Annotated in this window: 14 protein-coding genes; 7 read left to right on the plus strand and 7 right to left on the minus strand. The window is 72.9% G+C overall.

Going from position 1 to position 13465, the window contains the following annotated elements:
* Window positions 1-2: 2 nt before the first annotated feature.
* Entirely contained in the window at window positions 3-680 is a 678-nt protein-coding gene (locus ACFWU6_RS11845) for a response regulator (protein WP_383798501.1), read from the plus strand.
* A gap of 69 nt (window positions 681-749) precedes the next feature.
* On the opposite strand, the gene ACFWU6_RS11850 is transcribed toward ACFWU6_RS11845, so the two are convergent.
* Complete coding sequence (locus tag ACFWU6_RS11850) at window positions 750-2123, minus strand: PH domain-containing protein (RefSeq protein ID WP_383798498.1); 1374 nt, start codon at window positions 2121-2123, stop codon at window positions 750-752.
* Window positions 2120-2611 carry a PH domain-containing protein gene (locus ACFWU6_RS11855; RefSeq protein ID WP_383980619.1) on the minus strand — a complete coding sequence of 164 codons (492 nt, stop codon included), beginning with the start codon at window positions 2609-2611 and terminating at the stop codon, window positions 2120-2122. Before ACFWU6_RS11855 ends, ACFWU6_RS11850 begins: the two co-directional genes overlap by 4 nt.
* Window positions 2612-2706: 95 nt before the next feature.
* Here ACFWU6_RS11855 and ACFWU6_RS11860 point away from each other — a divergent pair, with 95 nt between their 5' ends.
* Entirely contained in the window at window positions 2707-3849 is a 1143-nt protein-coding gene (locus ACFWU6_RS11860) for an NADH-quinone oxidoreductase subunit D (protein WP_383798492.1), read from the plus strand.
* A gap of 41 nt (window positions 3850-3890) precedes the next feature.
* A complete protein-coding gene (locus ACFWU6_RS11865; protein WP_383798489.1) occupies window positions 3891-4106 on the plus strand; it encodes a hypothetical protein in 216 nt (71 codons plus the stop codon).
* A 35-nt stretch (window positions 4107-4141) separates the two neighbouring features.
* Here ACFWU6_RS11865 and ACFWU6_RS11870 read toward each other — a convergent pair whose 3' ends face one another.
* From ACFWU6_RS11870 to ACFWU6_RS11885, 4 genes are all read right to left on the minus strand, one after another.
* The gene (locus ACFWU6_RS11870) at window positions 4142-5143 is read right to left on the minus strand and encodes a hypothetical protein (protein WP_383798486.1); all 1002 of its coding nucleotides are present in this window, start codon (window positions 5141-5143) and stop codon (window positions 4142-4144) included.
* A 98-nt stretch (window positions 5144-5241) separates the two neighbouring features.
* Window positions 5242-6231 (minus strand): glycine betaine ABC transporter substrate-binding protein, encoded by a 990-nt coding sequence (locus tag ACFWU6_RS11875; protein WP_383798483.1) that lies wholly within the window; start codon window positions 6229-6231, stop codon window positions 5242-5244.
* A 33-nt stretch (window positions 6232-6264) separates the two neighbouring features.
* A complete protein-coding gene (locus ACFWU6_RS11880; protein ID WP_383980621.1) occupies window positions 6265-6930 on the minus strand; it encodes an ABC transporter permease in 666 nt (221 codons plus the stop codon).
* A gap of 4 nt (window positions 6931-6934) precedes the next feature.
* Entirely contained in the window at window positions 6935-7633 is a 699-nt protein-coding gene (locus tag ACFWU6_RS11885; protein ID WP_383798476.1) for an ABC transporter permease, read from the minus strand.
* A gap of 166 nt (window positions 7634-7799) precedes the next feature.
* On the opposite strand from ACFWU6_RS11885, the gene ACFWU6_RS11890 reads away from it, so the two are divergent.
* Window positions 7800-8768 carry an ABC transporter ATP-binding protein gene (locus ACFWU6_RS11890; protein WP_383980623.1) on the plus strand — a complete coding sequence of 323 codons (969 nt, stop codon included), beginning with the start codon at window positions 7800-7802 and terminating at the stop codon, window positions 8766-8768.
* Between the two features lie 90 nt (window positions 8769-8858).
* Here ACFWU6_RS11890 and ACFWU6_RS11895 read toward each other — a convergent pair whose 3' ends face one another.
* Window positions 8859-9968 carry an alpha/beta hydrolase gene (locus ACFWU6_RS11895; RefSeq protein WP_383798470.1) on the minus strand — a complete coding sequence of 370 codons (1110 nt, stop codon included), beginning with the start codon at window positions 9966-9968 and terminating at the stop codon, window positions 8859-8861.
* A 152-nt stretch (window positions 9969-10120) separates the two neighbouring features.
* On the opposite strand from ACFWU6_RS11895, the gene ACFWU6_RS11900 reads away from it, so the two are divergent.
* The 3 genes from ACFWU6_RS11900 (at window position 10121) to ACFWU6_RS11910 (ending at window position 13437) form a co-directional block, all read left to right on the plus strand.
* Window positions 10121-11971, plus strand: coding sequence for a phosphatidylglycerol lysyltransferase domain-containing protein (locus ACFWU6_RS11900; protein ID WP_383980625.1), 1851 nt, complete (start codon window positions 10121-10123; stop codon window positions 11969-11971).
* Window positions 11972-12098: 127 nt separating this feature from the next.
* A complete protein-coding gene (gene folP, locus ACFWU6_RS11905; RefSeq protein WP_383798464.1) occupies window positions 12099-12971 on the plus strand; it encodes a dihydropteroate synthase in 873 nt (290 codons plus the stop codon).
* A 22-nt stretch (window positions 12972-12993) separates the two neighbouring features.
* On the plus strand, window positions 12994-13437 hold the full coding sequence (locus tag ACFWU6_RS11910) for a nuclear transport factor 2 family protein (protein WP_383798461.1): 444 nt from the start codon (window positions 12994-12996) through the stop codon (window positions 13435-13437).
* Window positions 13438-13465 lie beyond the last annotated feature (28 nt).

Consider the following 13465-nt stretch of genomic DNA (forward strand, 5'->3'; position numbering starts at 1 on the left):
TGATGTCCATCCGAGTGATGCTCGTCGACGACCAGGTGCTGCTGCGCACCGGCTTCCGGATGGTGCTCGCCGCCCAGCCGGACATGGAGGTCGTCGCCGAGGCGGGCAACGGCCTGGAGGCGCTGGAGGTGCTGCGGGCCACCAAGGTGGACGTGGTGCTGATGGACGTCCGCATGCCGAAGCTGGACGGGGTCGAGGCGACGCGGCGGATCTGCGAGCCCGACGAGCACCCGAAGGTGATCATCCTGACCACCTTCGACCTGGACGAGTACGCCTTCTCGGGCCTGAAGGCGGGGGCCAGCGGCTTCATGCTGAAGGACGTCCCGCCGGGCGAGCTGCTCGGGGCGATCCGCTCGGTGCACAGCGGCGACGCGGTCGTGGCCCCGTCCACGACGCGGCGGCTGCTCGACCGGTTCGCGCCGATGCTGCCGACGACCACGCAGGAGCCGCAGCACAAGGAGGTCGAGCGGCTCACCGGGCGCGAGCGCGAGGTGATGCTGCTGGTGGCCCAGGGCCTGTCCAACGGCGAGATCGCGGCCCGGCTGGTCCTCTCGGAGGCGACCGTCAAGACGCACGTGGGCCGCATCCTGACCAAGCTCGGCCTGCGCGACCGCGTCCAGGTCGTCGTCCTCGCCTACGAGACGGGCCTGGTCCGCGCCGGCGGCAACCCGCCGTCGTAACCCGGCCGGCCCCGCCGCCCGGCCGGGCGGCCCGAGCCGGCGCCTGCCCGCCGGACCCCGCCGCCGGCCTCAGGTCATCCAGCGGTCCGGGCGGGCCGAGGCCCGGGAGGTGCGGGAGCGGGCGGCCTGCGCGTGCAGGAGCGCGGCGGCCTCGGCCGTCGCCCGCAGCCGGGCGGTGACCGTGCCGTTGGCACCGGTGTCGACGTGGACGTCGGCCAGGCCGCGGGCCCGCGTCCAGGGGCCCTGCGTGAGGCGGACGCTCTGCACCTTGGCGTGCGGAACGATCTCGGTGCGCCGGCACAGCCGGCCGTGCCGGGCGGCGAACACCCCGTCGGACACCGCCAGCGCGTAGCCCTTCCACCACACCGGGGTCACCCAGCGCGCGCCGGCCGCCGGGGAGCCGGTGAAGTCCAGGGCCGCCAGGTCCACCCCGGGCAGCACCCGGGCGATCACCCCGTACGCGGCGGCCCGCGAGGCCACCGGGACCAGGACGTCGTTCTTGGAGCCCGCCACGGCCAGCTCCACCCGTACCCAGTCCCGCCGCCGCCACAGCAGCGGCTCCACGATCCGTACGGTCTGCACCCGGCCCGGCGGAACGGTCTCGTGGGCCCGGTCCAGCAGCCCGTGGTCCAGGCGCAGCCCGTCCGGGGACTCGGCGACCGTCCAGTCGTACTCGGTGAGGAAGCGGCCGGCGGTACCCGCCCACACCGCGCCGAGCACCGGGAGCAGGGTGACGACGGCCGCCCACGGACTGGCGCTGATCCACCACATGAACACCGGCGCGACGATCCCGCCGGCCAGCGCCGCGAGCACGCTCAGGCTCAGCACCAGGGACACGGCGATGTCCCGGGGGGCCACGCGCAGCACCTCCCGCTCGGGTGCCTGGCCCAGCCGCACGGCCTCCTCCGGGGCGAAGCCCGCCGCCCGGGCGAGGAGTTCGGCGCGCAGGGCGACGGCCTCCCTCTCGCCGAGGAAGGCCAGCTCGTCCTTGTCCTCCGTGCCGATGACGTCGAGCCGCAGGGAGGCGACCCCGGTCAGCCGGGCCAGCAGCGGGCGCGTGACGTCCACCGCCTGGAGCCGGTCGAGGCGGATGTGGGCGGTGCGCCGGAAGAGCAGCCCGCTGCGGATGCGCAGCTCGGTGTCGGTGACCGAGAAGTGCGTGAACCACCAGCTCAGGAAGCCGTACACGCCGAAGAGGAGGACCAGGGCGAGCAGCGCGAGGACGCGCAGCAGGGCGGACAGGTCCGCGATCCACTCACCGGCCCGGTCGCCCTGCTGCACGACCACGCCGACGGTCGCGGCGATCGGCACCCAGGCCCGGCGCAGCGGGGTGAACGGATGCAGCCGCCGCTCGCCCGCGGCAGGCCCGGGAGGGGCCGGGGGGCCGACGCCCTCCGGCGGGCCGGAGGCCACCGGTCCGTCTCCCGCCCGATCGGACGTCACAGGCCCGCCGACCTTGCCTCGCCGAGCTCGGTGAGCCGGTCGCGCAGGCGCTCCGCCTCGGCCGGCACCAGTCCCGGGATCTTGGCGTCCGTCGCCGCGGCGGCCGTGTGCAGCTGCACGGAGGCCAGCCCGAAGCGCCGCTCCAGCGGGCCCGAGGTCACCTCGACCAGCTGCATCCGCCCGTACGGGACCGCGGTCTCCTCCCGCCAGAGCACGCCCCGGCTGATCAGCAGGTCGTCCGCGCGCTCCGCGTACCGCCAGGACCGCCAGTTCCGGCCCAGCAGCACCCAGCCCCAGACCAGCACCGCCGGCCAGACGCCGGCGGCCGCCGCCCACGCCGGGCCCACCGCCAGACCGAGGACGACCGCCGTCACCGCCGTGAGCACCGTCGTCCAGATCACCAGCAGCAACCGCCGCAGCGTGAGCAGCCCCCCGGGCAGGCCCACCCACTCGGCCCGGCCCACCCCGCCCGTCGTCCCCGTTTCCATGCGCCCACCCTAGGCGGGCGGCGTCCGGAGCGGGCCGGGCCCGCGGTGCCCCGGCCCGGTCCGCGCGCCGCCGCCGCGGCTGAGACAATGCGCGCATGACGGAGACCACGGTCGGCATCGGCGGAGCGGCGGAGAGCACCGACATGGTGCTCAACATCGGGCCCCAGCACCCTTCCACGCACGGCGTGCTGCGCCTGCGCCTCGTCCTGGACGGGGAGCGGATCGTCAGCGCCGAGCCGGTGGTCGGGTACATGCACCGGGGCGCCGAGAAGCTCTTCGAGGCCCGCGACTACCGGCAGATCGTCATGCTCGCGAACCGCCACGACTGGCTGTCCGCGTTCTCCAACGAGCTCGGTGTGGTCATGGCGGTCGAGCGGATGCTCGGCATGGAGGTCCCCGAGCGGGCCGTGTGGATGCGGACCCTGCTGGCCGAGCTGAACCGGGTGCTCAACCACCTGATGTTCCTCGGCTCGTACCCGCTCGAACTGGGCGGGATCACCCCGATCTTCCACGCGTTCCGCGAGCGCGAGGAGCTCCAGGCCGTCATGGAGGAGATCTCCGGCGGCCGCATGCACTACATGTTCAACCGGGTCGGCGGCCTCAAGGAGGACCTCCCGGCCGGCTGGCTCGGCCGGGCCCGCGCCGCGATCGCCGACGTCCGCACCCGGATGGACGTCTACGACCGGCTCGTCCGCGGCAACGAGATCTTCCGCGGCCGCACCCGCGGGGTGGGCGTGCTGTCCGCCGAGGCCGTGCACGCGTACGGGGTCTCCGGCCCCATCGCCCGCGCCTCCGGCGTCGACTTCGACCTGCGCCGCGACGAGCCGTACCTGGCCTACGGCGACCTCCAGGACGTCCTGGAGGTGGTCACCCGCACCGAGGGCGACTGCCTCGCCCGCTTCGAGGTCCTGCTGGACCAGACCCACAACGCCCTCGACCTGGCCGTCGCCTGCCTGGACCGGATGGCGGAGCTGCCGCCGGGGCCCGTCAACCAGCGCCTGCCCAAGGTGCTCAAGGCGCCCGAGGGCCACACGTACGCCTGGACGGAGAACCCGCTCGGCGTCAACGGCTACTACCTGGTCTCCAAGGGCGAGAAGACGCCGTACCGGCTGAAGCTGCGCAGCGCCTCCTTCAACAACATCCAGGCCCTCGCCGTGCTGCTGCCCGGCCAGCTCGTCGCCGACATGGTGGCGATCCTCGGCTCGCTCTTCTTCGTCGTCGGCGACATCGACAAGTAGCGCCCGCACCGATGTCGGTGCGGCAGGGCAGACTGGGGGGCATGTCCCACTCCCCTCGCCGGGCCTGCCCCGCCTGCGGCCGAGACTGCGCCGTCACCGCGGGGCGGATCGCCCGCCACGACCCTCCTGCCGGGAGGGGCCGCGGCGACCTGGTGTCCTGCCCCGGCTCCCGGGCCCGGGTGGTGCTCGGGGCCTCGGCGCCGACGCTGGACGGCTTCGTGCTGTCGGAGCACCCGGGGCAGCTGCCGCTGTTCTGATCCCGCCCCTGTGCCGACCCGGCCCCGGCCCGCCCTCAGGAGATCGCGGTGCGCAGCGAGACCACGTCGATCGGCTCGGTCTCGTCGTGGGCGGTGAGGTCGATGACCTGGCCCACCGCGCGCGTCTCGGCGGTCGCGGGCTCGACCGGGGCTCCGGCGGGGTCCTGAGCGGACTCGGCCTCGTGCACGGCCAGGGCCTCGGCGCCGACCACGTCGGCCAGGTCCTCGTTCTGGACCGCGTCGATCGCCGCGCGGGACTGCGCCGCGCTCTTGGTGCCGAAGAAGTCGAAGCCGCCCTCGACACGGGACGCCTTCCGGCGCTGGGCCGCGTACGGGGCGACGGCCGCGGCCGGCCTGCGCGCCGCGACCGCGGCGGCCGGGCGCCGGTGCCCCTCGGCGCCCTCGGGGGCGGGGGCGGCGGGCGCGGGGGCCGGCGCGGGCAGCGCCCGGGGGCCGGCCTTGCGGGCCAGGGCCCCCAGCGCAGCGTGGGCCCGGGCGTAGCCGACCGGGGTGGGCGCGCCGGCGCCGTCGCGCTCCTCGGAGACCGCGGGCAGCTCCCTGGGCGCCGCGGCCGGAGCCGCCGCCGCCTCGATGGCCAGCAGCCGGCGGCGCTCCAGGGCGCTCGCCCGCTCGGTCTCGGCGGTCGCGTACCGGCGCAGCAGCGCCGCGTGCTCGCCGCGCAGCCCCGCCAACTCCACCCGCTTGGCCCGCAGCTTGGTGTCGAGCCGGGCCCGCAGCACGCGGGCCTCTTCGAGGTCGGACTCGAGCTCGGCGATCCGCTCGTCCGTCTTCCACTCGTCCTTGACCCGCTCGCGCGCGAGCTCCGCGACCCGGCGTCCCGCCGACCGGTCCCAGGCGCGCATGACGACGGCGCCGGACACGCCGGCGGCCGCCGTGAGGGCCACGAGCAGGCGTAGCGCAAACGGTTCCGCAAGCAGCCAGGCGGCGCCCGCGCCGACGGCGCAGACGCCGGCCACGGTCGTCGGCGTGAGCAGCCGGTGCAGGGGTTCGGGATTGCGGTGGCGTCCACGGGGCATGGCCTGAAATTTACAGTGCGTTGAGGTCGCGTGGGGTACCCGCCCGGCAAACTGTTCCCGAGCGGTTACCCCACATTTCCGTACCAACCGCGTAACTGCTACTTCTTCACGAGGCCCTTGGACTCCAGGTAGGCCTTCGCCACGTCGGACGGCTTGGCGCGCTCGGCGTCCACCTTGCGGTTCAGGTCGACCAGGTCGGCCGTCGTGAGCGCCTTGGTGAGCTTGTCGAGCGCGGCGGCGACCTCCGGGGCGCCGGCGTCCTTGGCGTTGACCACCGGCAGGACGTTGTCCGCGTTCTGGAGCTTCTTGTCGTCGTCCAGCAGGACCAGGCCGTAGGTGTCCAGGGTGGCGTCCGTGGTCGTCGTCAGGACCAGCTGGTCCGCGCCGTCCTTGACCGCCTGCTTGGCCTGCGGGGTGCCGACGCCCTTCGGGTCGATCCCGGCGACCTGGATGCCGTACGTCTTCGTCAACCCGGGGGCGCAGAAGGGGCGGACGGCGCATTCGTCACCGGCCGCGATCTTCACCTTCAGGCCGGACTTCCCGAGGTCGGAGAGCGTCTTCAGGTTGTTCTTCCGGGCGAACTCCTCAGTGACGGCGAAGGCGTTCTGGTCGACCGCCCCGCCCGCCGGGAGGACCTTCAGGCCGAGCGGGCCGGCGAGCTTCTCCAGCGCCGCCACCGTCGCCGCGACGTCGCTGGAGGCGACCGGCTTCTCCTCCGCCGCCTTCGCGCCGTTGACCTTGGCGTTGAGGAACTCCGCGAGCGTGGCGGCGTACTCCGGGACGACGTCGATCTCGCCCTTCTCGAGCGACGGCTCGTACAGCTCGCGGTTGTTGACCGTCTTGACCGAGGTGCCGTAGCCGGCGTCCTTGAGGACCTGCGCGTACAGCTCGGCCAGCACGTTGGCCTCGGTGAAGCCCGCCGAGCCCACCACCAGGCTGCCCTTGCCGCCCCCGGCGGAAGAGGGGTCGGAGGCGGACGCGCCGCCGTCCTTGCTCTTCTCCAGGCTGTCGCCGCCGCACGCGGCCAGCGACACCGTCAGGGCGAGGGCGCCCAGGGACGCGCCGAGGACGCGCGTGGTCTTGCTCATGGGGGTACTCCGTTTCGAGGCGAGGGACAGGGTTCAGCGGGGGGTGGTCCGCGGCAGCAGCCGGTCGGCCGCCACCAGCGCCCCCTCCACGAGCAGGGCCAGCGCCGCCACCAGCAGGGCGCCCGCGACGACCTGCGCGGTGTCGTACGTGTTGAAGCCGGCGGTGATGATCCGGCCGAGACCGCCCTGGCCGACCATCGCCGCGATGGTCGCGGTGGCGATGACCTGCACGGCGCCGGAGCGCAGCCCGGTCATCACCAGCCCGCGCGCGAGCGGGAGTTCCACCCGCAGGAAGAGCTGGCCGCCGGACATGCCCATCCCGCGGGCGGCCTCGACGACCGAGCGGTCCACCTCGCGCACGCCGACGTACGCGTTGGTCAGCAGCGGCGGGACGGCGAAGAGCACCAGCGCGGCGATGGTGGGCAGGTACCCGGCGTTGCGCAGCGGCGAGACCATGAACAGGGCCAGCACCGCGAAGACGGGCACCGCCCGGCCGACGTTGGAGACGTTGACGGCGAGGGCTCCGCCCCTGCCGAGGTGGCCGAGGTAGAGCCCGACCGGCAGCGCCACCGCGCAGGCGATGGCGAGGGCGATCCCGCTGACGTAGACGTGCTCGGCGAGCCGGTGCCAGACGCCGCTCTCCCCCGACCAGTTGGCGCCGTCCGCCAGCCAGTCCCAGGCCCCTTCCAGTACGCCCACGGCCTCAGGCCCCCCCGGCCCGTGCTGCCGGGCGCGCGGTGGCCCGGGTCCAGGGGGTGAGCAGCCGCTCCACCCCGAGCAGCAGCAGGTCCGCCACGAGTGCGAGCAGCACGCACAGGACGGAGGCGGTGAGCACCTGCGCCTTGAAGGAGGTGTTGACGGCCGGCGCGATGAGGTTGCCCAGTCCGCCCTTGCCGACGATGGAGCCGACCGTCGTCAACGCGACCGTCGAGACCGTCGCGATCCGGACACCGGCCAGCAGGGCGGGCAGCGCCAGCGGCAGTTCGACCTGCCACAGCAGGCGGGTCGGCCCGTACCCCATGCCGCGCGCGGCCTCCCGCACCTCCGCGGGGACGGCTTCCAGGCCGGCCAGCACGTTGCGGACCAGGATCGTCAGCGAGTACAGGACCAGGCCGGTCACCACCAGTGCCGCCGAGAGCCCGAAGACGGGCAGCAGCAGGGAGAACATGGCCAGGGACGGGACCGTGTAGAGGAGGGTGGTCAGGCCGAGCACGGGCGCCGCCCAGCGGCGGCCCCGGCGGGCCAGCAGGGCGAGGGGGACGGAGACGGCGATGCCGATGACGATCGAGACGCCGGTGATCCAGATGTGTTCGAGGGTCGCGTCGGTGAGCTCCTGGGAACGCGAGGTCACGTAGTCCCAGCAGATCCAGTCGTTCGCCACCAGGCAGTTCCGCTCCGCCACGCCCCTCACCTCCCCGTTCACCGGACGCACGTCTCTTCCCACATGCACGGCCAGGAGCGACCTTAACCCCCGGCGCCCGCAATGGCCGGAATTATTCGCACGCACGCAACACTCCCCTGACAAACCCTTCGCCCATACCACCGCGGAGTTGGGGAAGGATGGGGGCGTGATCCGATTCGAGCATGTGACCAAGCGCTACCCCGACGGGACGACGGCGGTGGAGGACCTGTCCTTCGAGGTGGCGGAGGGTGAGCTGGTCACGCTCGTGGGACCGTCCGGCTGCGGCAAGACGACCACGATGAAGATGGTCAACCGGCTGATCGAGCCGACCTCCGGCCGCATCCTGCTGAACGGCGAGGACATCGCGGCCGCCGATCCGGTCGAGCTGCGCCGCCGGATCGGGTACGTCATCCAGCAGGTCGGGCTGTTTCCGCACAAGACGGTGCTGGAGAACACGGCGACCGTGCCGCAGCTGATCGGCACCCCCAAGGCCAAGGCCCGCGCGCGGGCGGCCGAGCTCCTCGAACTGGTGGGCCTGGACCCGGCCGTGTACGGGGGCCGCTACCCGGAGCAGCTGTCGGGCGGACAGCGCCAGCGCGTCGGCGTGGCCCGCGCCCTGGCGGCCGATCCGCCCGTACTGCTGATGGACGAGCCCTTCGGCGCGGTGGACCCGGTGGTGCGCGAGCGGCTGCAGAACGAGTTCCTGACGCTGCAGAAGACGGTGCGCAAGACGATCCTGCTGGTCACGCACGACCTGGAGGAGGCCATCCGGCTCGGTGACCGGATCGCCGTCTACGGCACGGGCACCATCGAGCAGTTCGCGCGCCCGGCGGCGGTGCTGGGAGCGCCGGCCACGGAGTGCGTGGCCTCCTTCGTCGGCGCCGACCGGGGCCTCAAGCGGCTGGCGGTCACCCCGGTCGAGGAGGCCGACCTGACGGCGGCGGACGGCGGGGCTCCGGCCCCGGCGGCCGCGGTCGCGCTGGGGGCGACGCTGCGCGAGGCGCTGTCGGCCCTGCTCCAGGAGGACTCGGGCCGGATCGGGGTCACCGACCCGGCCTCCGGCGCGCTGGTCGGCGTACTGACCCCGGAGGGAGTCCACCGGGCGCTGCGCCGGGCCCAGCTCCAGGACGCCTGAGCCCCGGTCCGGACACGGCGGAAGGGCCCGACCAAAGCGGTCGGGCCCTTCCGTCCGTCACGTCCGCGCCCGGCCCGGTGCCGGCTCGGCTCAGGCCTGGATGCGGCCGCTCATCCACGTCAGCATCGGCGGGATCTCGCGGCGCCAGGTGTTGAAGTTGTGGCCGCCGCTGTCGAGGATGATCGAGGAGACCCGGTCCGGGCTCTTCACCTTCTTGATGAACTTCCTTGTGTCGCCGAGGTTCGGCTCGCCCTTCTCGCTGCTGGTGACGAGGAAGGACGTACCGCTCGGCTTCTTCGCCTCGATGCTGTGCAGGACGTCCGCGCGCTTCTTCAGCCGGGCGTCGCCGTGGAAGAGGTCACCGGTCGTCGGGTCGTCCGGGGCGTCGTAGTACGCGGACAGGGCCGCCGCCGCGCCGAAGGTCTGCGGGTAGTGCGCGGCGATCTTCAGGGCGCAGTAGCCGCCCGTGGAGTTGCCGATGAAGCCCATGTTCTCGGGCTTCTTGCCGACCCGGAAGGTGTCGGTGATGGCCTGCGGGAGGTCCACGCCGAAGAAGGTCTCGGTCTGCGGCCCGTCGGGTATGTCGACGCACTCGGTGTCGCGCGGCGGCGCGACGGTCGGGCGCAGCATGACCAGGATCATCGGCTCCATCTTGCCCGCCTTGGACAGGCTGAAGGCCTTCATCGGGTAGTCGAGGCCCTTGATGAGGTTCTCGGCGGTGCCCGGGTACCCCGTCAGGACGATGGACGCCGGGAAGTTGCGGTCCTTGTGCTGCGGCTGGAAGTACTCCGGCGGGAGCCAGACGTAGCCGGGGCTCGTTATCCTGGACTTCTGCCCGGATATGGCGATCTTCAGGATCTGACCGCCCACCTGGGGCTTGCCCCCGCCGGGGACGTCCAGCTCCTGCTTGTCGATGACCTTGATGTCGTCGCTGCTCATCGAGTGGTCGACGACCTTGCCGATGGACGTCTCCTGGCCGAACAGGTCAGCCCACGAACCGTAGAACAGGAACGACTTGTTGGCCGCGAGACCCACAGCCGAGAAGAGGGCCAACTGGGTCGCCAGCAGCAGGCCGATGCGGCCGGTGTAAGCGCGCCAGGAGCGGCCCGATAGCTTCGGCCAGAACCACACCGTGGCTGCGAAGAGCAGGACACCGGCGATGATGGCCAAGGCCAGAACCGTGTTACTGGTGAGACCCATGAGCAGTCAGTCGACTTTCTGATGGCAGGACTGGAAATTTCCGGCGGAAGAGTGAACCCGCTCCTCGCCGATGTCGTCCTAATGGACGCACCACACACCGGAGGCTGTTGCGGCCTTCGGCCACTTGATCTCTCGCGGAGCAACGGGAAGCGATGTCTAGCAGGATAGATGGCGATAAGTCGGGACAGGTTCCGAGCGGGGTCCGTCGAATCCTCCGCGGACCGCGGCCGGAGTCGGTGCCCGGCCTGGTAGGTACGGCCGTCATGATCGTCGGGCTTCTGGACATCGCGGCGGGGGTCTTCCCGCGCTTCCGGCACAGCCGGATCCACGCGGTCACCGAAGTACTGCCCGGCTCCCTCGGCCCCTTCGCCGCGGCCCTGTCGATCAGCGCGGGCGTCCTGCTCCTGCTGCTCGCCCACGGCCTCAAGCGGCACAAGCGGCGCGCCTGGCGGGCGGCCGTCGTCCTGCTGCCCGCGGGCGCCGCGGCGCAGTTCCTCTACCGGCACTCGGTCATCGGCGTGGTCATCGCGGCCGTACTGCTCGCGCTGCTGCTGCGCCACCAGAGCGAGTTCAAGGCGCTGCCCGACCCGCGCAGCCGCTGGAAGGCACTGGCGAACTTCGTCCTGATGAGCGCCGGCTCCATCGGCCTGGGCCTGGTCATCGTCAACGTGCACCCGGGCAAGGTCATCGGCGACCCGGGCCTGTACGAGCAGATCACCCACGTCGTCTACGGCCTCTTCGGCTTCGAGGGCCCCGTCGACTACGCCGGCCGGGTGTCCTGGACCGTCGGCTACTCCCTCGGCGCGCTCGGCATGCTGACCGCGCTCACCACCATCTACCTGGCCTTCCGCCCCGAGCACCCGGCCGCCCGGCTCACCGCGGACGACGAGGGCAGGCTCCGCGGGCTGCTCGCCAAGCACGGCGGCCGCGACTCCCTCGGCCACTTCGCGCTCCGCCGCGACAAGGCCGTGGTCTTCTCCCCCAGCGGCAAGGCGGCCGTCACCTACCGCGTCGTCTCCGGCGTGATGCTCGCCTCCGGCGACCCCATCGGCGACGTCGAGGCCTGGCCCGGCGCCATCGAGCGGTTCATGGAGGAGGCCAAGGCCCACTCCTGGACGCCGGCCGTCATGGGCTGCAGCGAGACCGGCGGCGAGGTCTGGACCCGCGAGACCGGCCTGGACGCCCTGGAGCTGGGTGACGAGGCGATTGTCGATGTCAAAGACTTCTCCCTCTCGGGCCGCGCCATGCGCAATGTCCGCCAAATGGTGAAGCGCATCGAGCGCAACGGCTACACCACCAAGGTCCGCCGGGTCAGCGAGCTCACCGAGACCGAGCTGGAGCAGGTGCGCGGCGCCGCCGACGCCTGGCGCGGCACCGACACGGAGCGCGGCTTCTCGATGGCGCTCGGCCGCGTCGGCGACCCGGGCGACGGCGACTGCTTCATCGCCACCGCCCACCGCGTCGAGGAGGGCGACACCAGCCCCTTCGGCGACCTGAAGGCCGTCCTGCACTTCGTCCCGTGGGGCGCCGACGGGATGTCGCTGGAGCTGATGCGCCGCGACCGCGCCGCCGACCCCGGCATGAACGAGCTGCTGATCGTGGCCTCGCTGGAGGCCGCCCCCGGACTGAAGATCGAGAAGGTCTCGCTGAACTTCGCGATGTTCCGCTCGGCCCTCGCCCGCGGCGAGAAGATCGGCGCCGGCCCGGTGCTGCGGATGTGGCGCGGACTGCTGGTCTTCCTCTCCCGCTGGTTCCAGATCGAGTCCCTGTACAAGTTCAACGCGAAGTTCCGCCCCCGCTGGGAGCCCCGCTTCGTGGTCTTCCGGCAGACCCGCGACCTGCCGCGCATCGGTTTCGCCGCGATGCAGGCCGAGGGCTTCGTCACACTGGCCCTGCCCCGGCTGTTCGCCGGCCGCCGCCGGCCCAAGCCGGTCCGGACCTGCGCCCACCACCACGTGGCGTCGGTCCCGAAGCAGACGGAGCGCGAGGTCCAGGCCGCGTAGGCGCCGGGACGACCCGCGAGGACCTCGACCCGACCGACCCGTACGCCTCCCGTACGCACACCCGGGCCCCGGCGGCCGAAAGGCGCCGGGGCCCTGCCGTATCCAGGTCAGCCCTACCCTTGGACCCATGAACACGAAGCGCGGAGCCACCGGCAGGGGCCGGGTCGCAGGTCTTCCGGATTGGGACCGCTGCGGTGTCATGGGCGTCGTCAACGTCACCCCCGACTCGTTCTCCGACGGAGGCCGCTGGTTCGACACCACCGCCGCCGTCAAGCGGGGCCTCGACCTGGTCGTCCAGGGCGCCGACCTCGTCGACGTCGGCGGCGAGTCGACCCGGCCCGGAGCCTCCCGCGTCGACGAGGACGAGGAGCTGCGCCGGGTCGTCCCCGTGGTGCGCGGCCTGGCCTCCGAGGGGGTCGCCGTCTCCGTGGACACCATGCGCGCGAGCGTCGCCGCCCGCGCCGTCGCCGCCGGCGCGGTGCTGGTCAACGACGTGAGCGGCGGGCTCGCCGACCCCGGGATGATCGCGGCCGTCGCCGCCGCCGAGGTCCCCTTCGTCGTGATGCACTGGCGCGGCTTCAGCGCCGGCATGAACGGCCTCGCCGTCTACGGGGACGTGGTCGCGGAGGTCACCGCCGAGCTCCGGGCCCGCATCGACGCCGTCGTCGCGGGCGGGATCGCCCCCGAGCGGCTCGTCGTCGACCCGGGCCTCGGCTTCGCGAAGAACGCCGAGCACGACCTCGCCCTCGTCGCCCACCTGCCCGCCCTGCGCGCCCTGGGCCTCCCGCTGCTGGTCGCCGCCTCGCGCAAGCGCTTCCTCGGCCGGGTCCTGGCCGGCGCGGACGACGCCGCGCCGCCGCCCGCGCGCGAGCGGGACGCGGCCACCGCCGCCGTCTCCGCGATCGCCGCCCACCAGGGCGCGTGGGCCGTACGGGTCCACGAGGTCCGGGCCACGGCCGACGCGGTTCGGGTGGCCCGCGCCGTGGAAGGGGCACTGTGACCACCGACCGAGAAGGAGCCACGTGAGCAGAACCGACATCGAAGCGGTCGAAGAGGTCAACACGGCCTTCTACGAGGCCATGGAGCAAGGGGACTTCGACGCGCTGTCGGCGCTCTGGCTGGAGGACGAGATCTCCTGCGTGCACCCGGGCTGGCCGGTGCTCTCCGGCCGGGGGGAGGTGCTGCGCTCGTACGCGCTGATCATGTCCCACACGGAGTACATCCAGTTCTTCCTCACCGACACCAAGGTGGCCGTCATCGGCGACACGGCACTGGTGACCTGCACGGAGAACATCCTCAGCGGCGGCCCCGCCGAGGACGGCGGGGAGCTCGGCCCGCTGGTGGGCCAGCTGGTCGTCGCCACGAATGTGTTCCGACGCACATCGGAGGGCTGGCGCCTGTGGTCCCACCACGGTTCTCCCGTCCTGACGGAGTCCGACGAGGACGAGGACGAGGAGTCCTCCTGACCCCTCCGGCAGGTCCCGGGGTGTTTCG

Source organism: Streptomyces sp. NPDC058674, assembly GCF_042716505.1.
GTDB lineage: Bacteria > Actinomycetota > Actinomycetes > Streptomycetales > Streptomycetaceae > Streptomyces.